We start from the raw sequence: 23642 nt of genomic DNA, 5'->3' as shown, positions 1-23642 counted from the left end.
AATCGCTTCCTATTATATAGGTGAATGATAGGCGTAAATATCACAATCACATGTAGGAAAAGATAAACTGTATTCGCACTTATTGAATTCAACATTATTATTGAGTTAACCATCATATCCCCTTGTAGCGGACAATGAACAAGCAAGTATGCATCGTGCTTGGCGTTGTTGGCCCAAGGGGATATTTTGCTGTACGGGGAGTTCCTATTAGTCAAAAGGTCTTATTTTTCGACTAGTTTATGGAATATGTGAGATAAACATAACATTTCACCATGCACCTGCCGTTAAAAAGAATAGGAGACTCGCATCTTTTGCGTAACGTAAGAAAGGGGAAGGTAGAGTGAACGTAAGAAAAAAGGCTATGCCTTGGTTATCCATGCTGTTAGTTGTTGCCTTGATGGCAGGCTTGCTTCCAGCGGGGAAAGTCACTCATGCAGCAGAGAGTGTTACCGGAATTCGCTTCGAATCCAATATCTCTCCTGTATATGTACTTGTTGAAGGACAGTCTACGCAATTAAAGGTTATTGCCACGATAAAAGATGGAACAACGGAAAAAGAAAGTGATGTAACAGACAAGGTGAGCTGGACAAGCTCTGATTCGAAGATCGTGTCTGTGGATGCCGGCTGGGTCAAAGGGGTCGGCAAGGGTTCTGCAGAGATTACAGCAAAGTATCAAGGCTACACGATCAAAAAAATGATTGTAGCCGATATGATGTACGAAAAGCTGGTTGTTCGTACGACGGATGGCGGACAGGAAGTTCCTTCCGAGCTTACCGTCAACCTTGGCATGAAGCCAAAATGGAGTGTATTTGCGCTTGATCATCAAAGAGCAGGCGAGAGCAACGTAACGGAAGAAGCGACATGGTCTTCCTCCAACACCTCTGTAGCGGATGTGAACAAGGGTGTAATTACGTTGAAGGAAAAAGGCGAGACCGAGATTACCGTGAAGCATAAGGGTCTTTCCTACAAAGTGAAGCTCAAAGTTGATATGCCGTATAATGAGCTGAAGATCATGCCAGACAAAGTCGTGGAATTCACGTTCGGGGACTCCTCCAAGTCGGTTACGGTTATCGCAACGAAGCCTGATGGATCGACAGAAGATGTAACGGCATTGGCTGAATGGTCTAGCAGCGACAAGAACGTGGTCGAAGTGGAAAATGGCGTTCTAAAGCCGATTAATGTCGGCACGGCAACGATTACAGTGTCTTACTTGGGCAAGACTGACACCGTAACGGCGGTTGTTCGTGCATCCAATCAAGCGATGCGCATTACACCAGACAAGAAGCAGCACGTGATGCTGTCTCAAGGCGTGGTGTCTTTGCAAACGTTCGTGCTTGCAATGGATAACAGCACGAAGGAAGTGACACAAGAAGCGGAGTGGACGTCAAGCAACGTACAGGCTGTCACCGTGGACAAAGGAATTGTAAGGCTTCACGGCGCTGGCGATGCTACGATTACCGCGAAGTATCAAGGTCTGTCCCGCAAGGTGGACATTACCGTCTATCCTTCTATTACGAAGATCGAATGGGCAGAAGCGGTGAAGCCGGACAAAGACGGCGACACGAAGCGCAAAGAAGAGATGTTCATCAACGACGTGAAGAGTCTGCCTAAGATTCAAGGCACGACCTTTAGCGGAGAGAAAGTGGATGTAAGCAATGTTGTTCAATGGACATCCGACAATCCGAACATTGTGAAGATCGAAGAAGATGGCAAGATGAAGGCGCTTGAGACAGGCACGGTGCGTCTCGTTGCTCAAGTGTCGGGCCAGATTCTAGACATGGATGTGACGGTTACCCGCAAGGCACTCATTCTGCACACGGACCAAGATGAATTATCGCTCGTTACAGCACGTGAAGTATCGGTACCGACTGTAACGGTAATTTATACAGATGGCGAGGAAGCAGACGTTACGAATGATGTGAAGTGGGAATCAAGCTCGAACAACCTGCTGGTCTATGACGGCAAGATGAGAGGCCTAGTGCCAACATCCCGCTTGACACTGAATGGTACGTTTTCCAATGTGAAGCTCTCGATTAAAGTGACGATTGAAGAGGAGATTGTCTCTCTGACCATTGATCCGAATCCGGTCTACACGACGATTAATAAGAGCGAATCTGTAAAAGTAACAGGCAAATACCGCAATGGCAAGACGATTAATTTGTCCTCCCGCATGAATTGGAAGATGGAGAATGAATCCATTGCGACAGTGAAAGGCTCTTCTGTTAAAGGGGCTGCCCTAGGCAGCACGAAGATGGTTGGAGAGTTCCAAGGCAAGACGTATGAAGTGCCTGTACATGTGAAGCCGAAGCTGCTGAAGCTCGAAGGAACACCTTCTTCGATCAAGCTGACGCCGGGACAGTCTGCTGCTTGGAAGGTGCAGGCTATCTATGACACAGGTGAAGTCGTTGATGTAACCTCGCAAGTGACATGGGTTCCATCCAATACGAAGGTGAAGGTAAGCCGCGGCAGCGTACAAGGCGTATCCAAAGGCAGCACCTCCATCAAGATTTCCTTCGGCGGCAAGTCAACGACGATTCGGACATCTGTAAAATAAGATAAGCATGAAGACGACACCTTCAAGCGCCCTGATGTAAGCACAGGGGAGCTTGAAGGTGTTTTTTTATATGCGCTTTAGGAAGCATCACGCGTATCAAAAAGTGTAGAACATATGAATGGGGCAGCGAGAACGAAGCGGCCCCCTATCGACAGACTTTTTTAAAGTGCTTATTCGATAGGGGAGCGTTTAAACCTCGCTGCTTCTTTTTTTGCAGCTTAAAGGGCAGGATGAGAAGTTTAACGATTTCATAACGTTTGCTTGCTCATGCCGAGATATAATTTTTTTGGACCAGTGTCGGGCGCATTAAACGGAAAGCGAGAGGTTGTCATGAGAAAAAAACATATGCTCATCGGTGCATCGATCTTTTTGATCCTTGTCGCGATGATACTAGGTGGATGGTTGTACTATTACACGTTAATTGAAAGGTCTGTGAACAAGATGCAGATCACGTTTGAAGACTCAGAGGAGCATCGTATCGAGACGGATGAAGTGACAGAGGCCTTTACAGTACTGCTGCTTGGAATCGGCGACAGACCCAAAATAGGGGATGCGGGGCGGGCAGACAGCATCATTGTAGCTTCGGTGAATCCCAAAGAGAAGCATGTATTGATGTTCAACGTTCCTCGTGATTCAAGAGTAGAGATTGTTGGGAAGGGCATCATGGACAAGATCAATCATGCCTACGCCTTTGGCGGCACGGAAATGATGAAAAAGACAGTCGAACAATTCCTTGATCAGCCAATCCATTATGTGATTCAAACGAATATGGAGGGACTGACGCAATTGGTGGATGTATTCGGAGGGATAGAGGTATACAACGAATTTGTGTTCGATCAAATGGACCAGTATGGAAAAAGGAATCACCATTTTGATCAAGGCCTGATTCAGCTGGATGGAGAAAGAGCCTTGCACTACACGCGAATGCGCAAGTCCGATGCAAGAGGCGATCTAGGGCGCAACGATAGACAGCGTCAGGTTATCAAGGTCATTCTCGACAAGGCGGCATCCGCTTCTTCTGTATTGAAGCTTGAAGAAGTACTGAAGGTTATGGAGGAGAACGTCAAAACGAATATTACATTCGACAAGATGAAGCAGCTTTATTCGGTGTTTAGCAAGGACTGGTCCGAGTATGAAATCGAATCTTTGGAGGTAGCCGGCTCCAGTCAGATGATTGATGGAATCTATTATTATCAAGTGTCAGAGCAAGAACGCGAACGTGTGGCCTCCAGTCTTAGAGAGCATACACAAGGAGCAGACCAGGCATCCTCTTCCTCGGAAGACGAATGAACGAACGCATAGCCGGACCTAGTGAAGCAGGCGGTTGCTTATGTACAGGATTCAGATGGAGCATTTGATCCAAGCATCGGTCATTTTAAGATTCAGTAAAGGTGTTCAGTAAAGGTATGGCCGTTAGGCTATACCTTTTTGTGAAGCAGCTTCAAGCCGGCTATCAACTTTCCTTTGCGGCTTGATCCATTGAATGGGATCATGGTGAGCTTCCGCCGCTCCTGCTCCTCATCCTGCTCTCGCCAATCTGGCGGCTATGCATATCTGCTCATGTTCGGAATCGTGACATGCATATGTATGAGCCCATTTGGTCTCATTTCTTGTCGGATTAAACAGAAGATTTAGATTATCTGTATAAAACTATGTATAAATGCGTGATGTTTTATTCGTTTTCATGAATAAATATACACCATGACTGTATGACTATTCCTTTATTGCATTACAAGATCACCTTGCCGGTGTGTGCGCATGTCAGGTTCTGACACAGACTGACAGAAATCCGTGTAAGCCTTGTGCTGTCGCTTCCTCACATATCCAATCCCTATTTTAGCCAACAAAATCCTTCGAATAAAAAGAATTCTTATCGTATTCATAAAAATTATAAATTGCCATCAATTAGGTGCAGTGATAAAATGTTATAATAATTAAAATGAATAATTATAAACTAATCGTTCGTTCGACAATCGCTATTTTCAAAATTCAGATAGAAAGGTTGCTTCTGCATGAAACAATACGGATTACCTCCGAAGCAAGGATTGTATAATCCACAGTTTGAAAAAGATGCTTGCGGCATGGGCTTTGTTGCCCACATTAAGGGTCAGAAGTCACACGATATTGTTCGCAAAGCGCTTACGATGCTTGTGAACATGGAGCATCGAGGCGGCCAGGGCAGCGAGCCGAATTCCGGTGACGGAGCGGGAATTATGCTGCAGATACCGCATCGCTTCTTCGTGCAAGAGATGGAAGCGAAGGGCATCGAATTGCCGGAAGCAGGTGCCTATGGCGTAGGCATGCTCTTCATGTCTCAAGACGAGACTCTTCGCAAGCAGCATGAAGACATGCTTCGTACGATCGTAGAAGAAGAAGGGCAGAGCTTTCTAGGTTATCGCGAGGTGCCAACCTGCGATGAGATGCTCGGCAAATCCGCAAAGGCTGCCAAGCCTTACGTGAGCCAGCTCTTCATTGGCCGTGGAGCGGACATTAACGACGATCTTGCCTTTGAACGGAAGCTCTATCTGATCCGCAAGCGTGCGGAGAAGGCGATTCGCTACTCCGGCGAGGAAGGTGCAGATACCTTCTATGTTCCATCCATGTCCTGCAAGAAGATCGTGTACAAAGGAATGCTTACCACAGAGCAGGTTGGACAATTCTATCTTGATTTGACGAATGAAGCATTGGAATCCGCGATTGCACTCATACACTCTCGTTTTAGTACGAACACCTTCCCAAGCTGGGAACGTGCCCATCCCTATCGCTTTATGATTCATAATGGAGAGATCAACACGCTTCGCGGCAACGTGAACTGGATGCATGCTCGTGAGAATCTTTGTGAATCCGACGTGTTTGGCGAGGAGCTGACGAAGGTCAAGCCTGTGATTGACGGGGACGGCTCAGATACCGCGATGTTTGATAACACATTCGAATTCTTGTACCTGTCCGGGCGCTCGCTTCCGCATGTAGCAATGATGATGGTTCCTGAGCCATGGTCCAACCATGAAGCGATGGACCCGACGCGCAGAGCATTCTACGAATATCATTCTACCTTGATGGAGCCATGGGACGGACCGGCGGCGATGGGCTTCACGGACGGTGTGCAGATTGGCGCCATTCTCGACCGCAACGGACTTCGCCCATCCCGTTACTATGTCACGAAGGACGACATGATCATTCTCAGCTCCGAAGCAGGCGTTATTGATATTGCCCCAGAAGAGGTGCTGTACAAAGATCGCCTTCGTCCGGGCCGAATCCTGCTCGTAGATACGAAGGAAGGCCGCATTATCGCGGATGAAGAGGTCAAAGCACAGATTGCTTCCGAGCTTCCGTATGAAGAATGGCTGGAGGAGCATCTTGTCGGCCTTAACGACTTGCCAGAGGCAAGAGAGGTTCCTGAGCCGAAGCATGAGAATGTACAACAGCGCCAGCAGGCGTTCGGCTATACCTTCGAGGATTTGCGCAAGGTGCTGGAGCCGATGGCGCTTACAGGCGCAGAACCGCTTGGCTCAATGGGCTACGACGCTCCGCTTGCGGTATTGTCGGATCGTCCTCAGCGCCTGTACAACTACTTCAAGCAGCTGTTCGCTCAAGTCACGAATCCGCCAATTGATGCGATTCGCGAAGAGATCGTGACCGCAACGGAGACCACGATCGGGCCAGAGCGCAATCTGCTTGTGCCAGAGCCGGAGAGCTGCCGCCATATTAAGCTCTCGACACCGTTCCTAAGCAATGAGGAATTTGCGAAGCTTCGCCATATTCGCCGTCCAGGCTTCAAGGCGATTACGATACCGACCTTGTTCTTGGCCCAAGAAGGCGCTGGCGGCTTGAAGGCAGCGATCGAGACCATGTGCGAGGCCGCTGACCGCGTGATCAGCAAAGGCCATAACATTATTATTTTGTCAGACCGCGGCATCGATGCTGAGAATGCAGCGATTCCAGCTTTGCTTGCCGTATCAAGCTTGCACCATCACTTGGTTCGCCAAGGCACACGTACGAAGGTAGCGCTGCTGCTGGAATCCGGCGAGCCGCGTGAAGTTCATCATTACGCACTGCTGCTTGGGTACGGCGTGAACGTGGTCAATCCGTATCTCGTATTTGAGACGCTTGATGATATGATTCGCCAAGGCATGCTGCGTGGTGTTACGCATGAGAAGGCTGTGAAGAACTATATCAAGGCTGCAACGAAGGGCGTTGTGAAGATTCTATCCAAGATGGGAATTTCCACGATCCAATCGTATCGCGGAGCACAGATCTTCGAAGCGATTGGCTTGAAGTCCGAGTTCGTTGATCAGTACTTCACTTGGACGCCGTCTCGCATTGGCGGAATCGGCCTTGAGGAAGTTGCGGAGGAAGCGCTGATGCAGCATTTTCGCGCATTTGCGGATCAAGAAGGAAGAGATCCTGAGCTTGATTCCGGTGGCGATTATCAGTGGCGCAAGAACGGTGAAGAACATTTGTTCAACCCGCAGACGATTCATACGCTGCAGGAAGCTGTTCGCAAAGGCAACTATGCCTTGTATAAAAAGTATTCGAAGCTCGTTCAAGGGGAATACAGCCAGAATGGAACGCTTCGCTCCATGTTCGATCTGAAGCCAATTGGCCCTGCTGTTTCCATCGATGAGGTAGAGCCGGTCGCTTCGATTGTAAGACGCTTTAAGACAGGCGCGATGTCCTTTGGTTCCATCTCGAAGGAAGCGCATGAATCCCTTGCGATTGCGATGAACCGCATCGGAGGCAAATCGAACTCAGGTGAGGGTGGCGAGGACCCTGCTCGCTTCGTAACCGATGCGAACGGCGACTCTCGCCGCAGTGCGATCAAGCAGGTAGCATCTGGTCGCTTCGGTGTAACCTCTCATTATCTGGTGAATGCAGAAGAGATCCAGATCAAGATGGCGCAGGGGGCGAAGCCAGGAGAGGGCGGTCAGCTGCCAGGACGGAAGGTGTACCCATGGGTCGCAGAGGTCCGCGGTTCGACACCAGGTGTCGGCTTGATCTCACCGCCGCCTCACCATGATATCTATTCCATTGAGGATCTGGCGGAACTGATCTATGATTTGAAGAATGCGAACCCAAGCGCTTCAATTAACGTGAAGCTCGTGTCTGAGGTTGGCGTAGGCACAATTGCAGCAGGTGTAGCCAAAGGCCGTGCCGACACGATTCTCGTCAGCGGCTATGACGGGGGCACAGGGGCATCGCCGCAAGGCTCTATTCGCCATGCGGGGCTGCCATGGGAGCTTGGTCTTGCAGAGACGCATCAGACGCTGATCATCAACAACCTCCGTGACCGCGTGAAGCTGGAGACGGATGGCAAGATGATGACAGGACGCGACCTTGCCATTGCAGCTCTGCTTGGAGCAGAAGAGTATGGCTTCTCCACCGCTCCGCTAGTAGCGGTTGGCTGTGTCATGATGAGAGTATGCCAGCTTGATACCTGTCCGGTTGGCGTGGCGACTCAGAACCCAGCGCTTCGCAAGAACTTCACGGGTGATCCGCAGCATGTGGTGAACTTTATGCAGTTCGTAGCTGAAGAATTGCGCGAGATTATGGCGGAGCTTGGCTTCCGCACGCTGGATGAGATGATCGGAAGAACAGAATGCATGAATGTGAAGGACGCGGTCGGCCACTGGAAGGCGAAGCATCTGGACCTTTCGAGCATTCTGTATCAGCCTGAGCTTCCAGAAGGCTCTGGTCGCATCAAGGTGCGCGAGCAGAACCATGGCATCGAGGAGACACTCGATGTACAGAAGCTGCTGCCTGCGGCGCAAGCGGCGCTGGAGCGTGAGGAATTGGTTGCGGGAACCTTCCCGATTACCAATGTCAATCGCGCCACAGGCACGGTGCTTGGCAGCGAAGTGACGCGCAAATACGGGGCCAAGGGATTGCCTGAGGATACCATCTCCTTCACCTTTGTCGGCTCTGCCGGTCAGAGCTTCGGGGCATTTGTGCCTCGCGGCATGACGCTCTCTGTTGTTGGAGACAGCAATGACTATGTGGGCAAGGGGCTATCAGGAGGCAAGCTGATCGTGAAGCCTTCACCAAAAGCAACGTTTGCTGCTGAAGACAATATCATTATCGGCAACACGGCATTCTATGGCGCAACGAGCGGTGAAGCCTACATTCGCGGTATTGCGGGCGAGCGCTTTGCGGTGCGCAACTCTGGCGTGAAGGCCGTTGTAGAAGGCGTGGGCGACCATGGCTGTGAGTATATGACAGGTGGACGCATCATTATTCTGGGCAAGACAGGACGCAACTTCGCAGCGGGAATGTCAGGCGGTATTGCCTACATCTATGATCCAGACAATACGTTCGTCACTCGCTGCAATCTAGAGATGGTTCTTCTAGAGCGCGTGGAAGATGAGATGGAAGAGCTTGAGCTGAAGCAGATGATCGAGAAGCATACGGAGGCGACGGACAGTACGGTGGGACGCAAGGTACTCGCAGGATGGAATGAAGAGCTTGCGCACTTTGTACGCGTTATTCCGAAGGACTACAAGCGTATGCTGGAGCATATTGCAAAGGTAGAGGAAAAAGGCCTTGCAGGCGAGGAAGCGCTGCTGGCAGCCTTCGAAACGAGCCTTCGTGAAGGCGGCAATTAATTTGGCATCAGGATCATGGATCATGTGCAATCGTGATTTATCAATATAGGGCTTTGGCCTCGTCTATGGAAGTAGATGAAGCCAAAGCCCCCTTTAGGTATGGCATGATTCCTAGATGCAGGAATCACTTGCTCATATTTCACATGGCCTATTCCGTCAAGTACATGCCGTAATCAAGAATGACTTCGCCTTCTTCATCGGGTGTAAATCTAGAATGGCTGTAGCGCTCAAAGAACCAGGTGTTTGGCGCGATCGTCCACCCCTTTTCTTCGATCGCAGCGGTGCATTCATTATGCAATCGATAGATTTCCCCTGTATCATCCCGACCCTTAATCCAAGCGATTCCGGCTGTTCCGGCAGGAAGATCCACCATGCCATAGCCTTCAGGCGCCTCATGCTCTTTACTGCTGAAGATTCCAATCCAATATTCGAAGTGATCATCTACACAACGCATTAAGCCAATATAATCAGGCTCCGTCTGCGCGCCTTCAGTCAATGCCAGTAGAGGAGAAAACCAGCCTTCTTGGAACCACTGCCCCCACTTTTCACCATAGGATCCGCTTGCATCTCTGTCTTCATTCGTATAGCGTTTGCCGATAAAGCGCAACTCGGGCAGTGACTCCTGATACACCTTGATAATGTTAGCCATCGATACACAACCTCCATATTAGGATATTGTTTGCTCAGTACGTGCTTCAAGAATTGGATGCTGATCGTTGGAGTAACACCTATGGCAAGACAAGATCAAGGGTTGTGCAGCATCACATTGGAAGCACGCTAGAAGATGAATGAGGATCTGTAGCATTAGGAACGAATCATCTTCACTGTAGTTGTTCGCCAAGCAAGGCCAAATTCCTGTATGATTTTCTTGAATGAATACAATGTTCAAGGCTGGCTGAGCTTGTAAGCAGCTATTACAATGAACAAGTCTGTCAAGATTTGCTAGAGTCTTATGCGAGGGCTTATAATGTGTTTGTAATTCTAGATTGGGATAACTTCAAAACCTATTATTCAGTCAGACGGTGATCAGCATGAGTCATTCCACATGGAATATTTTCCGCAGTCGAACAAAGGAAATGAACGTATTTATATGGGCCAGCATGATCAATTCAGCAGGTGCTGCCCTAATGTGGCCGCTTACGACAATTTTTGTGCATCAGCAGCTAGGCCGCTCGCTATCCGAAGCAGGATTCGTCATCATGATTCAAATGATGGGCGGCGTGCTCGGCCAATTTGCTGGAGGCTCCCTCTATTATCGGCTGGGTGTGAGGAAGCTGCTTATCGGCGCACTGGCGATTACGGCTGTTCTGCAAGCCTCGCTTGTCGTTACAGCTTATACGAGCTGGTGGGGCTATATCGTTACCATGGGGCTGATTGGATTTACCAACAATATGTCTCAGCCGGCAATTCAGTCGTTTATTGGGTTTAGATGGGCGGATCAGCGTGATGATTTGTTCAATGCCGTGTATGTCGCCAATAATATCGGGGTTGCTTTGGGAACGGCGTTAAGCGGCGTGCTCGCGGATATCTCCTTTAACCTTACGTTCTTGCTGAATGCAGGAACCTCAGGAGCTTTTTCAATCTTTTTCTACTACTATCTTCGCCAGATGAAAGACAGCATGGGGGCCGTAGTGCAGACGAAAGAGGAGAGTGCTGCAGCAAGAGAGCAGCAGGAGCATATTCCAACAAGAGGGGCTTTGCCAACGCTTACGCTGTGGGATCAGCTGCGGCAGGTAAGATTGTACTTATTCTTGTCGATTGGCGCTATGTTCATCTGGCTTGCCAATTCCATGTGGGGAGCAGGCGTAGCTCCGCATATTACGGATCAAGGCATGCAGATGAAGATGTACAGCTGGCTGTGGACGCTTAACGGCATTTTTATTTTTCTAGGCCAGCCTATAACCGAATGGATGAAGCGGACGATATCGAAGCAAGCAACCTCGCAGTTGAGCTGGAGCGCGTTGCTGTACGGCGCAGCGTATGTGTGGATCTTCTTTATGCCGAACTATGCTGGGTTTATGGTGGCCATGATCATTGCGACATTAGGGGAAATGCTTGTATCTCCAGCCGTCCCAGCCTTTCTTGCCGCACACACAGGGCGCCAAGCTCCATTCTATATGGGAGTAGCGGGTGGAATCAGCTCTGTAGGACGCATGATGGGTCCCTTTTTCCTGGGGATGGCATACGACATCGGAGGGCTGCACTCGGTTGTTAAGATGTCTATTATTATTTCAATTGCAGCAGTTGCAAGTTTCCTACTTCATTCCTATTTACAGAAGAATATGAAAATGGAGAAAACAACTTGAAAATGACATGAAAAGATCATTATCTTTCAACTTTCGACAAAAATAGTATAAAAATGGTTCACACTATACCCCAACGTCCGACAGTATACCTATTTTTGATTGTGTATAATTAAAATAATCAGGTGCTAGCGAATATTAACAGCTTGAGTTAATATATGGGAGTTGGATGGAAAATCATGAGAAAAAGGGATTCGGTTACTGTGAATACTTTTAAAGCTGAGGAAGTTGAGACAAGTCATGTAGCATCTCAAGTTGTGTTAGACATCCGAGATATATTAGAGCATCTAGACATCCCCCTTGAGAAAGTGCCTGATGACCTAAGACACCTATTTCCAAATGAGCATCCTGGCAAGAACACATAACATAGATGGTGTGGTAGAAGCGTAAATAATGAATTGAAAAATGAGCCCCCACGAGGCCGATCGAAGCGTTGTCGCTGATCTTCGATTAGTGCCTTAGGGGGCTGTTTGTCGTATTACATCATATTCCGTTCCGCTCTGACAAAGGCAATGAATCGGCGAGTTTCTTCTGAAGTCAACGGGCGGCCATCGATAGACAACTGGAACTTCTTCAGCAGTTCATCATCAGATAGCTCCAGCTGATCAGCAAATTGCTCGATTTCTTTTGTGGGGCTACCGTTAACAGCTGAGGTGCGGCCAACTAAATAATCTATGGATACGTCGAAGAGGTTAGCAAGTTCTGTCATCGTTTCGAAGTCAGGATTTCTTCGATTTTTTTCATAGTGAGATAGGGCAGCCCTTGTAATGCCTAGCTTCAGGGCCAATTCTTCCTGAGTCCATCCCAAGGATTCTCGTAGTAATGCGATTCTGTCACCTGTATTCATGCTGAATAGATCCTCCTTCAGCGGTTCATATTCTCAAATGGTTGCAAAAAGAGATTGACAAGATACATTTTGTATCTTAGACTAAAATAAAATTCATGATACATATTGTAACAACAACATGTGCAAAAAATCGCTATTCCTCTATAAAGATAGGTTTGCAGTTTGCAGGCCAGTACAAGCCTAAATAGCACGTTACAGCACTCATTTATGAGAGAGGATCTAGATTATATTTTTTTCCTTGAAGTCATTCACGATTGAAGTATTAAGAGTGATGAGGAGAAAGGTTTTTCTATTTACAAAATAGATACAAAATGTATCTAGTCGATCAACGTTATTATTTTTCATTTTACTACAAATTTGTGAAAAGCGCACCTCACTTTCTGGGCAGGAGGCCTTCTTGCATGTTCATTGATATTCACTGCCATATCCTGCATGGAGTCGACGATGGCGCTAGGTCACTGGCAGATTCCATTCATATGGCAGAAGAAGCAGCACGGCTTGGCATTCAGAAGATCATTGCTACACCTCATCATTCGGTCCATACCTATCATAATCCGAGGGAGCTTATCCTGAATTCGGTAAGCGAGCTTAATGAAGAGCTTACACGGCAGCAATTGGATGTCGAGATTCTTCCCGGGCAAGAGCTCAGGCTCACACCCAAATATGTTCAGCAGCATCGCGACCATGAGTGGCAAACCTTAGGCGATAGTCCATACCTCCTTGTCGAACTCCCTTCTTCCGGACTTCCTTCTTATTTTTGGGACTTTGTCCAGTTTGTTCACAAGCACAATCAACGCATCATCATAGCTCATCCTGAACGCAACCATTCCATCATGACCAACAAAGAACTTGCCCATCTTCTTATTCAAAAAGGAATTCTACTGCAAGTGAATGCCTCCTCTCTGCTTGGCCAGTATGGGCAGAAGATCAAAAGATGCGCGATCCACCTATGCAAGCAACGATCTATACATGTTGTAGCTTCCGATGCTCATGGAACCTATGATCGAGGCTTCACGCTGCTAAGCGGCTACAACGTTATCGAGCGCATCATGGGGGAGGAGTATACGATACAGTTGGCACGCCATGCTCGGCACATTGCCGAGGGGCATGAGATTGACTCAACCCAACATTCCAGACTTGTCCATTCCGCACAATCATAGATCAAATTGACCAAGGGGGATTTAATGTGGAATTAGATTTAAGGCAAATCCTGCATACAATCTGGAGAAGAAAATGGGTGCTGTTGATTACGCTTGTGATTGCGATATCCTTCGCAGCCTACTATAGCTATCAAGTGTTGGTGCCTGAATATCAAGCTTCTACCAAGATCTTTGTTAATAAGACGAGAGTTGTTGAAGGTGAAACGAATATCACGCTCAATGACTTAAACACGAATATTCAACTGATCCAAACCTACAAAGAGCTTATTCGTTCGGAGTGGATCACAAAAGACATCATGAGCAAATATCCCCAATTCCAACTCACCTCCGATCAATTGCTGAATCAAATCCAAGTCAGTTCCATCAACCAAACACAAGTAATGGTCATTACGGCACAGGATTCTTCCTATCAGAGAGCCGCAGAGCTGGCTAATGCGGTGACCAATGTCTTTATCACGAAAGTCCCCAATCTGATTCAGATGGAAAATGTGACGGTGCTCTCTTATGCCGATCCGACACTGTCCAAGAGTCCGATTAAGCCGGTTCCTGAGATCAATATCATCATTGCGTCTGTGCTCGCGTTCATGATCGGCCTTGGCATCATATTTCTTATGGAATACTTTGATGAATCCATCAAGACCGAAGAGGAGCTTGAGCAGCTGCTCGGCTTGACGACTATAGCGGTTGTTCATCGAGTGAAGCGCAAGGACTATAAAGTTTCCAAAAATAAGCTAAGCAACTCATCGAATTCTGCCCCTATTGGAGGTAATGCTCATGTTCAGACGTCACAGCAATAAGTCGGAGCTTATAAGCGAGATCAATCCCTATTCCCCCGTTGCCGAGTCGTTTCGAGCGCTCCGCACACATATCCAATATGCGCAGGAGCAGCCGCAGCATGTGCAGGTCATTACCGTTACCTCCTCGATTCCGAAGGAAGGGAAGACGACGATAGCGGTCAATCTGGCTATTACATATGCAAGAGACCAAAAGCGTGTTCTGCTCATTGATGCCGATCTGCACCGTCCTAGGATTCATCATATTTTTGACAGCAACCCTGCCAATGGCTTGTCTCAGATTCTGCTCAAGGAATGTCAGTGGGGCGAGGCTATTCGCAAGACGCATATTCCCAATCTGCATTTTATTGTTGCAGGTACGATTCCGAAGCATCCTGCAGAGCTGCTCTCCTCGGATCACTTTGATGAGCTGATAGAGGAATTGAAGCAGCATTATGACATTATTTTGTTTGATGTTCCTCCTGCACTTGTTCTAACGGATGCGAAGCTTGTCAGTGCGAAGAGCGACGGGGTGATTCTCGTCGCAAGGGCTGAGAAGACCAAGTCCCACATGATCTTAAAGACCAAGATTCAGCTTGAGCAGATCAAAAACAACGTGCTGGGGGTTGTGCTCAATCAGAAGCGAGAACGCAATAGGCTCGTTCTAAACGGCTACTATTAAGCCGCTCATGCTCATGAACGAATGTTGCTGAGCTAACGATGATGACGTGAACTCCCTTAGCCGGCTTCCTATGGAAAGCAGTAAGCCTGCGATGGTTCCCAATGGCATCCACGCGTTGTTCAACGTTTCTATAGAAATTATCGGTGAATACTAGCCATAGGCTTAACAGGTCATGTCTACTGTACCTCTATCATGGTAGACACTCGGCTGCACTGTGGGCGTGAAGACGCCTTAGACGTGAATCGTCAATGGTGCGGCGTGAGGCAGGGTTAGATGCCCTAGCTCATTTTCATTTTTTCTTTTCTAAGAGTGTACAACACGACAAGTTGTGCTCTGTTCGAAAGGAAGATGATGAAATGTTAAAGCAGATTATTCTCTATTTCTTCTCTCATGGAATCCCAGGTGTGATCACCTTCCTAAGCGTTGCCGTCTATTCGCGGATGATGCTGCCAGAGGAATACGGCGTATTTGCCCTTGCAATGACGGTAGTCAGCTTTTTGAATTCCGTTATGTTCCAGTGGCTGAGGCTTGGTTTTCTTCGATTTTTTCCAAGAGACATAGAAGCAGGACAGATGAGCCGCTCGCTGTCCACGGTGGCAGCTGCATTTATGATTGTGGTTGTCCTGACCGCTTCACTAAGCTCCATTGGTTATATCGTGATGGGATCGACGGCCGGCATTGCAGGCCTTTGGCTGATGAGTATGCTGATTGGATGGGCTCAGGCTTGGTTTGAGCTCCAATTAACGTTCTTTAGATCCCAGATGCAGGGGATAAAGTACGGGATTCTGTCCCTTATTAGAGCCGTGCTTGTGTTTCTCCTAAGCTTGCTGGCCATCGGTTATGGATTGGGTGCCTACGGTCTGCTTGGGGGACTCTTTACTGGGCTGCTGTTATCTGCTGCCATTCCAACCGTGACCATTTGGACCAAGCACATACGTATTCGGCATGTTGACCTCAAGCTCCTGCGTGAGCTGCTTCATTATGGACTTCCGCTTACGCTGACCTTTGCTTTAAGCACGATCATTCATATTACAGACCGCATCGTGATCGGGAAGGTATTGGGCCTAGAGGAAGCGGGAGCGTACGCCATGTCGTTTGATTTTACGGAAAATTCGCTCACGACTATATTTATGATCATTAATCTAGGGGCATTGCCAATTGTGATCAAGACGATGGAGCGCCATGGCCAGAAGGAGGCATCGTTGTCTATCGGTGCCAACATTGGCTGGTTGTTTGGCATTGGCCTGCCTGCAGCAGTCGGACTGTCTGTGCTGGCGCCAAGCCTCGTTAATACGATGTTTGGAGAAGAGTATCGAGCCATTGCCGTATCCATTATCCCGATTGTCGCCTTTACCGGGTTTATTCGATGCATGAAGATGTATGGTGTGGATGTCATCTTCCAAACGATGAAATCAACGAGGAAACAGCTGCTGCCAACAGGACTTGCAGCAGTGTCCAATCTGCTGCTCAACTTATGGCTTGTTCCAATCTTCGGCATCTATGGTTCTTTAATCGGCACTTCAGTGGCTTATGCGCTTGGAATTGGCTACGGCTGGATAATAGCCTACCAGCTCCTGCCCGTTAAGCTGCCGCTGAAGGATATGGGCAAGGCGACTCTTGCAGCAGGCTTGATGGCTCTATTGATATGGCCGCTTCGAACATACACGGGCGTAGGCTTTGTTGTGCTGTCGGTTATCGTCGGTGTGGTCATTTTTGTTATCAGCAGTTGGATAATGGATCTGTTCGAGCTTCGTCAGATGACAAAGCGTTATTGGCATAAAGGAAAAGTGAAAGAGCGAGTGAACGGCTAAAGCCGTATTAAGGATAATGGATGAGGGTGATGAAGGCTATGTCATTGATACAGGAGGCTGTATACGAGGGCATTTATCGATTAGGAAGTGCAATGAAGGGCTGGAATGTGTGGGAGATTCTCACTCGTCAACGCGAACTGCAGTGGCAAAGCGAAGAGGAGCTTAATCGCCATGTTGAAACCAAGCTTCATGAATTGCTGAGACACGCCGAGCAGCATAGTCCTTATTATCAGAAGCTCTTTCATGAGCAGGGGATAACGTGGGAATCATTCTCTTGGGATCAATTCCAGCGTATTCCGCTGCTTACGAAGCAGGAGCTTGAAGAATACTCCTTGCAGCTGTGTGCGAAAGGGAATTATCCCAATGCAAGATGGAACAGCTCTGGCGGCTCGACCGGCAAGATGGCCAGAATCCTTCAAGACGAGCATTTTCGCAATCATTCCAGAGCGAATAAGCTGTTGTTTGATGAATGGACGAACACAAGAATCGGCCAGCGCAAGCTCACCTTATGGGGGGCGCAGCGAGATCTGAAGAAGGGCCGCAATGCGTTCTTTGGCCGGATCGGCAATGCCGTACATCGCAGAATGACGCTGAGCTCCTATCAAATGAGCGCGGCAAGCATGGAGGGCTTTGTCAATCAAATTAATCGCTTCAAGCCAGATCTGATTCTAGCTTACGCGCACAGCATCTATGAATTGTCCCTGCTGTTAGAGAAGGGGACAAGAAAGCTTCAGCATCGTCCGCAGGCGATTATGACTTCTGCAGGAACTTTGTTTCCTGAGATGCGAGACAAGATTGAGGCGCAATTTGGAGCGCCCGTATTCAATCGCTATGGTTCACGCGAGGTAGGGGATATTGCTTGCGAGTGCAGCCATCATCGTGGACTGCATGTAAGCGGAACGACGCATATGGTCGAGATTCTTCGAGAAGATGGCACGAGGGCGGCGCCAGGCGAGGTTGGAGAGATCGTCGTTACGCTTCTGACGAACAAGGCGATGCCGCTCATCCGCTACCAGATTGGCGATCGTGGAGCTTGGGCAGAGGAACCCTGCTCATGCAAGCGAAGCTGGCCTTTGATCCAGCATGTCCAAGGCCGCTCGCAGGATTACTTAACCTTAAGCAATGGGACGAAGGTGGACGGCATTTTCTTTATGCTCGAAATCATCGGCTGCACCTGGGTACGCAGATTTCAGATTATTCAGGAGCAGGCTGGGGTGGCAGAGGTATACTGCATCCCGGGTGACAGGACACAAGCAGAGCTGGAGCAAGACTGCAAGGCGCTGAAGGAGAAGCTTGATGTGTTGGTAGAAAAGGAAATGCTCGTACATGTGCATGTGGTCGATAAGATTGAAGAAACAGTCACAGGCAAGCATCGATATATTATAAATAGGGTGAGCTCATCATGAGAAAAGTTGTGTTTCCTCATTCAGGCATTCAAGTCGGTGGATCTATTATATCGGCATCCTTGATTATTGATCATCTGAATCATTCCCCTCATTGGGAGGCTGAAGCCATTTATCCTGGTGAAGGCCCTGCATCTGAGCTGTATCGTGAAATGAATCTGAAGACGAGCATCGTGCCCATTCATGAAAATTCGATTCGCAACATTCATCATTCAGCTGGATGGAAGGGGAAGCTTCGCGCTTTAAAAGCGTACCGCGAATCCTATGTGAGCGCACGCAAATACTTGCAGGAAAAACGGCCTGATCTAGTTCATCTTAATGATGATACCTCCATCCTAACTTGGGGGGTGGCGGCAAAAAAGCAGGGCATTCCGGTCATTTGGCATATTAGGCAGGAGAAGGGCAATCATGTGCTGGATACGATCCGGCTTCGCTATGCGAACTACCTCATTTATATCGCGAAGAATACATCTTTTCGCTTTGAGCAGCAAGCAGCAAAACCGGCGAGTCGGATTATCTATAACGGCGTGAACTTGTCCACTTATTGGCATCCTGCCGTGAAACGCGAGGTCAAAGAGCGCTTAGGTCTTCACCCCGATCGGCTGCTAGTCGGATTCGTGGGCAATCTGAAGAAGGCCAAACGGCCGGAATGGTTCATTGCAGCCTGTATTCAAGGTCTTGAAGAAGGGCTGGATTTTGATGCGATCGTCATTGGCGAAGATTATGAGGGAGGCGCTTATCGGAAGCAGCTGCAAGCGCAGATAGAGGAGTCGGGCTTTGGCTCACGCATCAAGCTGCAAGGCTATGAAGCTCATCCAGAGGAATGGATGCGCGCGATGGATGTATTCGGATTAACATCCGTGTCCGAGCCTTTTGGCAGAGTGGTAATCGAAGCGATGGCCTCTGGGGCAGCCGTTGTTGCTACGGCGGCTGGAGGCGTTCCAGAGATTCTCACGGATCAAGAGGATGGGCTGTTGTCTGATACAAATGATCCTGTCCATTTTTATCGTCAATTGAAGACCTTGATTCAGAACGCTTCGCTGCGCGATCAATTAGCAGGCAAGGCGCTTGCCACGGTACATAGGCGGTTCTCCGCTGAGGAGACCTCAAGACAGATTCAATCGGTATATGACGAGCTTCTGTATGAGCCCATCCCATATCGAATAGGAGATGCTCCACGATGAATCGGTTGAATGGAACGCTCGTTCTCTTTATTGCAGCGCTGATGTACAACGAGTTTATTCAAGAAACATTGAGGCTGCCATCCTTCTTGCGACCGCTGGATATGCTTATTGTGGTATGGATTCTGCATACGTTAAAGCGCGGAGTTCATCTGCCTACTCTAACGCTTACACGATCCATTCAGGGGATTGTAATCTTGTTTTTAATGCTGACCTGTCTTGTGCCGCTGCTGGGCTTGTCACTTCAGGCCTATACGATAAGCGAACTATTAGGCGGTGTGCTGCCAAGCTTGAGAACAGTGCTGTACGCTTCTTCCTTCTGGCTGTTCTATCATTCCTCCATGAAAGGCTTGATTCGGTATAAAGATTTGGTTACAGCCTATGTGTGGGTGAGCCTGCCTCATTTTATGTATGGACTTATGCAGTTTATTGCGATAAATACACCGTGGATTGACTATAGTGTGCTGCCTTGGCAGCCTGTTCGTGTGCGGGGCAACGGCGAGACGGAGATTATGAATTATGTCGTAACCGGCTTGACTGAAGCTCCATTTTCCATCGCCACATGGGGCTCGACCTCAGCGATCATTTGCTTCGTGCTGCTGATGAAGTTCCCGAAGAAGATGAGAAAGCAGGCACAAGAGGGGCTAAGTCATGTGCTGTCCTCCATTCCAAGCTCGGCCGTACAATGGATGGGCTTGATCACAGGTCTAGGCATGGTCGTCATGTCCATGAGACGAACGACACTATTGGCGCTCTTGGTCGGGATGGTTGCGGCATTAGGCATTAAAGTGCTGCTGAGCCAGAAGCAGCGCTGGAGCGGGACTGGCGTCTTTTGGAAGACGCTTATAGTCGCGACCCTGCTGCTCACGCTTGGGGCTATGTATTCCCCATCCATCGAACAGCGGGTGACCTCCATGATCAGCTTGGCGCAAGGAGATGTGAATGATCCTTCCCTTCGCAATCTCCACGGAAGATCAGAGGAAACATGGGGCTACTGGATTGACTTTTTCTTCCAGAATCCTTATGGGATTGGATTATATCCGCCAGAGATTATGAAGGTGTCCTCCGACAACACCTACTTGACTTATTTGGCGCAGGGCGGACTGGTGTACAGTCTTGGCTACATGGCGCTGCTGGTTGTACTGACTTGGTTTTCTCTCTATCTGTTCCGTAATCATCAAGAACTGCTGTCGGCCTATGGATTAAGTTTGTTTGGCGTAATGGTCATTATTTGGGTATCGGGCATAGGAACAGGGGGTTCGATGGCTTCACTGGTATGGGCATATCGGTGGGCCTTTTTGGGCTGCTTGTGTGCGGAATATATGCAGGTGGCTGCCCCTCAAACTTCGAATATGAGCTTCCTGCGGCCTCGAAGTTTCATAACTAATAGCTAAGTGGTGATGGAAATGAGACAACGGGTGGTTGTCCAGTTTATATCTGGTTTGTATATGGGCGGAGCAGAAATGATGCTCTATCATACGGCAAAGCATTTGGATGCGGAAAAATATCGGACCGTGGTGATCTCATTGCTGCCGGGTGGAAAAGTGGCCGATATGCTGCATCACGATCAAGTCGAGGTGTACTCGCTAACGGTCAAGCATAAATGGCAGCTCCCTTTTCGCTTTATCAAGCTTCTAATGTACTTGAGGAAGCTGCAGCCTGATATTATCCATTCCTATATGTTTCATGCGGATATTATAGGCAGGTTCATCGGCAAGCTGCTGAACATTCCGGTTGTGATCTCTTCTATTCGCAATGAGCATATCGGGGGAAGGCATCGAGAATGGCTGCTCAGGCTTACCGATCGGCTGACAGACTGCGTTACGGTGGTATGCAAAAAGGCCGGTCAGGTGCAGGCAGACAGAGGAACCATTCGAGAAGAGAAGATGAAAGTGATCTACAACGGCATTGATCTCTCGCGCTTTACGCCGATCAGCATGAGCAGAAGAGAAGATATCCGCAGCCAATGGGGTGTAGGCCGCACGGACCTCGTCTTTATTTGCGTAGGAAGGCTTGATCCACAGAAGAATCACCGTATGCTGCTATCTGCGTTTCATAAATTGGCAATGCTGCATGAGCAGGCCAAGCTGGTGCTCGTTGGAGATGGCCAGCTGCGAGGCGAGCTAGAGCGCGAGGTGCGCGAACTAGAGCTGGAGAAGCAGGTCGAGTTCATGGGGGTATGCACGAATGTGCAGGAGCTGCTTCAGGCTGCAGACGTGTTCGTCCTTGCTTCAAAGTGGGAAGGGCTGCCGAATGTCGTATTGGAAGCAATGGCTGCTGGGACCCCTGCCATCGCAACATCGGTCGGAGGTACCCCTGAGGTGGTCATTGACCAAGAGACGGGGCTGCTCGTTGAATCCGAAGATGAGTATGGACTCTTGCAAGCCATGAAAGTGATGATCGAGATTGGGGATGCGGGAAGACAGATGTTTAGTGAGCATGCGAAGGAGAGGGTGCATGAGCATTTTACGATTGCCCAAACGATTGCAAATACGGAGTCGCTCTATGAGGAGTTGCTTTTGAAGAAGCAAAAGGGCAAGAAGCAGCTTAAGCAGCATGCCGCTGTTCTTCAAGACGAACGAGGTTAGCATGTATAAGCAAGCGTCAAGCGTGCAATCACGCTACAGCCTAAGTCCGGCTTGGGTTAAGGGATGGATGAAAGGCTGTTAGGGCAGGCATTGCATGCATGAATTCATAATAGTGTAATTCGTGAATAAACTGACGTGATTGGGGCCGTAACCGATTATATGGCAAGCCTCTGAGAATCCATCCTTGTCAGTCAGGACAAGGCGAATCCATACCGATGCGAAAGGCATGCTAAACGATTCTGTAAAGGATGAAGCTAAGGAGAGGCTGATAGAGCGATGAGCTTACAGATGACGCGATTAAGCAGGGATAGAGCTGTTACGCAATGGTGCAGTATGCCCTACCGAGGTAAAGCGAAGCAATTCTGGAAGATGTCCAAGGAAGAATGGACCCTCTATCAACGGCATCGATTTTTGGAAATTTATCAGGATGCCTGTACGACCATTCCTTACTATCGCATGCGACAGCAAATGTATCCTGAGCTGAAGCTTCAAGAAGAACCATTAGAGAATCTGCTGCTTGAGCTCCCGATATTAAAGAAACATACGCTGCAAAAACATAATTTGCACTTCTTCCCTGCAAAAAGCGCAATGGGAACCGCTCGTTGGTCGGCGAGCGATGCTGTAGGGAGCTCTTTAATGGTGCAAGCCACCCTTCAGGAGAGAGGAATGGAGCAGGCAATCTTTGACTGGTGGAAGAAGCAGGTGACCGGAACAACTCGGCCGCGGACCATATACCTGCTTGGGTGTATGAAGCAGGAAGGGCAAACGTGGCTATCTCATTCTCATGGCGCGAATGGGGTGCACCTGTCCATCTATCATTTGCATAAACGATACAAGGACGAGATTGTGCGGTTCATCAATGACTTTGATCCGCAGTACATTGAAGGGTATCCCTCTGCTATCTATGAACTCGCGAAGCTGGCAGGAGATTCGCTTTTTTATCGCAAGAACAGAACCGTCGCGATGGCCGCCGCGGAGACGCTTGCACCCGAATGGAAGGCTGTCATTGAACAAAGCTTGTGCAGTAAGGTTTATGACGTGCACAGCTCTCAGGAGGGGGCATATGGCGTCTTCGAATGCAGTCATGGGCATAAGCATATTCATCCGATGTTTGGCATCGTGGAAGTGGTAAGGGAGGATGGAACCCCGACCGAGCAAGGCGAATGGGGGCGTCTTGTGGTGACAGGCCTTCTTCGCAAGAGCATGCCGCTCATTCGCTATGAGATTGGCAATCGAGCAGCTAAGGGGACGGCTCATGGATCTTGTCCTTGTGGTGTCTCATGGGATTGGCTTGAGAGCATCGAAGGGCGAATTGGCGATCAATTGCAGCTTGAGGATGGAAGAAGAATCAGCATGCTTGTCGTGAATCATATGATCGATGGCATGCAAGGCATCGAAATTCATGGCGCACAGCTTATACAGCATACATTAAGACGATTCGAGCTTCTGATTGCCATGAAGGAGCGGGATCAAGGAAGTCGAAAATATGTGCAGCAGAGCTTCAGAAGACGGTTTACGGCGCTTGTTGAGCCGCTGTGCGAGGTTGAACTGGAGTTGACGTTTGTGACGGAGATTCCACGCGAAGCCAATGGCACCATGAAGCTTGCGGATGTCAGGCTGTGATGGCTGATGCTTACAGGAACACAAAGGGTTCGTGCTTTAGGGGAAATGCATGCCCTCAGAGTGCTTTGGCATAATTGATCTGAGCATGAGGTCTTCATGTTGCTTTGTACATAAATGA

Annotated in this window: 15 protein-coding genes; 13 read left to right on the top strand and 2 right to left on the bottom strand. The window is 48.7% G+C overall.

Annotated features, from left to right (window positions below; translation table 11 throughout):
* The first annotated feature begins 340 nt into the window (after positions 1-340).
* The 3 genes from B9Y93_RS10900 to gltB all read left to right on the top strand — a co-directional run bounded on the left by B9Y93_RS10900 (position 341) and on the right by gltB (position 9153).
* Entirely contained in the window at positions 341-2554 is a 2214-nt protein-coding gene (locus B9Y93_RS10900; RefSeq protein ID WP_244903370.1) for an Ig-like domain-containing protein, read from the top strand.
* A gap of 330 nt (positions 2555-2884) precedes the next feature.
* Complete coding sequence (locus B9Y93_RS10895; protein ID WP_170936604.1) at positions 2885-3844, top strand: LCP family glycopolymer transferase; 960 nt, start codon at positions 2885-2887, stop codon at positions 3842-3844.
* A gap of 722 nt (positions 3845-4566) precedes the next feature.
* Positions 4567-9153 (top strand): glutamate synthase large subunit, encoded by a 4587-nt coding sequence (gene gltB / locus B9Y93_RS10890; protein ID WP_085494427.1) that lies wholly within the window; start codon positions 4567-4569, stop codon positions 9151-9153.
* 148 nt (positions 9154-9301) lie between these two features.
* Here gltB and B9Y93_RS10885 read toward each other — a convergent pair whose 3' ends face one another.
* Positions 9302-9802 carry a GyrI-like domain-containing protein gene (locus tag B9Y93_RS10885; protein WP_085494426.1) on the bottom strand — a complete coding sequence of 167 codons (501 nt, stop codon included), beginning with the start codon at positions 9800-9802 and terminating at the stop codon, positions 9302-9304.
* Between the two features lie 382 nt (positions 9803-10184).
* Here B9Y93_RS10885 and B9Y93_RS10880 point away from each other — a divergent pair, with 382 nt between their 5' ends.
* The gene (locus B9Y93_RS10880) at positions 10185-11459 is read left to right on the top strand and encodes an MFS transporter (RefSeq protein ID WP_085494425.1); all 1275 of its coding nucleotides are present in this window, start codon (positions 10185-10187) and stop codon (positions 11457-11459) included.
* Positions 11460-11934: 475 nt separating this feature from the next.
* Here the strand turns inward: B9Y93_RS10880 and B9Y93_RS10870 are convergent, their stop codons facing one another.
* Positions 11935-12303 carry a helix-turn-helix domain-containing protein gene (locus B9Y93_RS10870; RefSeq protein ID WP_085494423.1) on the bottom strand — a complete coding sequence of 123 codons (369 nt, stop codon included), beginning with the start codon at positions 12301-12303 and terminating at the stop codon, positions 11935-11937.
* Between the two features lie 401 nt (positions 12304-12704).
* On the opposite strand from B9Y93_RS10870, the gene B9Y93_RS10865 reads away from it, so the two are divergent.
* The 9 genes from B9Y93_RS10865 (at position 12705) to B9Y93_RS10825 (ending at position 23524) form a co-directional block, all read left to right on the top strand.
* Entirely contained in the window at positions 12705-13463 is a 759-nt protein-coding gene (locus B9Y93_RS10865; RefSeq protein WP_085494422.1) for a tyrosine-protein phosphatase, read from the top strand.
* 26 nt (positions 13464-13489) lie between these two features.
* Positions 13490-14260 carry a YveK family protein gene (locus tag B9Y93_RS10860; protein ID WP_176228900.1) on the top strand — a complete coding sequence of 257 codons (771 nt, stop codon included), beginning with the start codon at positions 13490-13492 and terminating at the stop codon, positions 14258-14260.
* Complete coding sequence (locus tag B9Y93_RS10855) at positions 14238-14918, top strand: CpsD/CapB family tyrosine-protein kinase (protein ID WP_176228899.1); 681 nt, start codon at positions 14238-14240, stop codon at positions 14916-14918. The genes B9Y93_RS10860 and B9Y93_RS10855 overlap by 23 nt, the downstream gene beginning before the upstream one ends.
* A gap of 356 nt (positions 14919-15274) precedes the next feature.
* A complete protein-coding gene (locus B9Y93_RS10850) occupies positions 15275-16729 on the top strand; it encodes a lipopolysaccharide biosynthesis protein (RefSeq protein WP_176228898.1) in 1455 nt (484 codons plus the stop codon).
* A 38-nt stretch (positions 16730-16767) separates the two neighbouring features.
* Positions 16768-18135: a phenylacetate--CoA ligase family protein gene (locus B9Y93_RS10845; RefSeq protein ID WP_139829164.1), complete on the top strand. Its 1368-nt coding sequence runs from the start codon at positions 16768-16770 to the stop codon at positions 18133-18135.
* Positions 18132-19316 carry a glycosyltransferase family 4 protein gene (locus B9Y93_RS10840; RefSeq protein WP_085494417.1) on the top strand — a complete coding sequence of 395 codons (1185 nt, stop codon included), beginning with the start codon at positions 18132-18134 and terminating at the stop codon, positions 19314-19316. The genes B9Y93_RS10845 and B9Y93_RS10840 overlap by 4 nt, the downstream gene beginning before the upstream one ends.
* Positions 19313-20707 carry a hypothetical protein gene (locus B9Y93_RS10835; RefSeq protein ID WP_085494416.1) on the top strand — a complete coding sequence of 465 codons (1395 nt, stop codon included), beginning with the start codon at positions 19313-19315 and terminating at the stop codon, positions 20705-20707. Before B9Y93_RS10840 ends, B9Y93_RS10835 begins: the two co-directional genes overlap by 4 nt.
* Positions 20708-20719: 12 nt before the next feature.
* Positions 20720-21901, top strand: coding sequence for a glycosyltransferase (locus B9Y93_RS10830; protein ID WP_170936608.1), 1182 nt, complete (start codon positions 20720-20722; stop codon positions 21899-21901).
* Between the two features lie 276 nt (positions 21902-22177).
* Positions 22178-23524: a phenylacetate--CoA ligase family protein gene (locus B9Y93_RS10825; RefSeq protein ID WP_085494414.1), complete on the top strand. Its 1347-nt coding sequence runs from the start codon at positions 22178-22180 to the stop codon at positions 23522-23524.
* Positions 23525-23642 lie beyond the last annotated feature (118 nt).

Source organism: Paenibacillus aquistagni, assembly GCF_900177815.1.
In the GTDB taxonomy this organism is placed as follows: Bacteria; Bacillota; Bacilli; order Paenibacillales; family Paenibacillaceae; genus Paenibacillus_B; species Paenibacillus_B aquistagni.
This window is presented reverse-complemented; position numbering and strand designations above follow the sequence as displayed.

Excerpts from the sequence above, each read along its gene's own strand:
- B9Y93_RS10895 (WP_170936604.1), top strand. The coding sequence starts at position 2,885 with ATGAGAAAAAAACATATGCTCATCGGTGCATCGATCTTTTTGATCCTT.
- gltB (WP_085494427.1), top strand. The coding sequence starts at position 4,567 with ATGAAACAATACGGATTACCTCCGAAGCAAGGATTGTATAATCCACAG.
- B9Y93_RS10885 (WP_085494426.1), bottom strand. The coding sequence starts at position 9,802 with ATGGCTAACATTATCAAGGTGTATCAGGAGTCACTGCCCGAGTTGCGC.
- B9Y93_RS10880 (WP_085494425.1), top strand. The coding sequence starts at position 10,185 with ATGAGTCATTCCACATGGAATATTTTCCGCAGTCGAACAAAGGAAATG.
- B9Y93_RS10870 (WP_085494423.1), bottom strand. The coding sequence starts at position 12,303 with ATGAATACAGGTGACAGAATCGCATTACTACGAGAATCCTTGGGATGG.
- B9Y93_RS10865 (WP_085494422.1), top strand. The coding sequence starts at position 12,705 with ATGTTCATTGATATTCACTGCCATATCCTGCATGGAGTCGACGATGGC.
- B9Y93_RS10855 (WP_176228899.1), top strand. The coding sequence starts at position 14,238 with ATGTTCAGACGTCACAGCAATAAGTCGGAGCTTATAAGCGAGATCAAT.
- B9Y93_RS10850 (WP_176228898.1), top strand. The coding sequence starts at position 15,275 with ATGTTAAAGCAGATTATTCTCTATTTCTTCTCTCATGGAATCCCAGGT.
- B9Y93_RS10845 (WP_139829164.1), top strand. The coding sequence starts at position 16,768 with ATGTCATTGATACAGGAGGCTGTATACGAGGGCATTTATCGATTAGGA.
- B9Y93_RS10840 (WP_085494417.1), top strand. The coding sequence starts at position 18,132 with ATGAGAAAAGTTGTGTTTCCTCATTCAGGCATTCAAGTCGGTGGATCT.
- B9Y93_RS10835 (WP_085494416.1), top strand. The coding sequence starts at position 19,313 with ATGAATCGGTTGAATGGAACGCTCGTTCTCTTTATTGCAGCGCTGATG.
- B9Y93_RS10830 (WP_170936608.1), top strand. The coding sequence starts at position 20,720 with ATGAGACAACGGGTGGTTGTCCAGTTTATATCTGGTTTGTATATGGGC.
- B9Y93_RS10825 (WP_085494414.1), top strand. The coding sequence starts at position 22,178 with ATGAGCTTACAGATGACGCGATTAAGCAGGGATAGAGCTGTTACGCAA.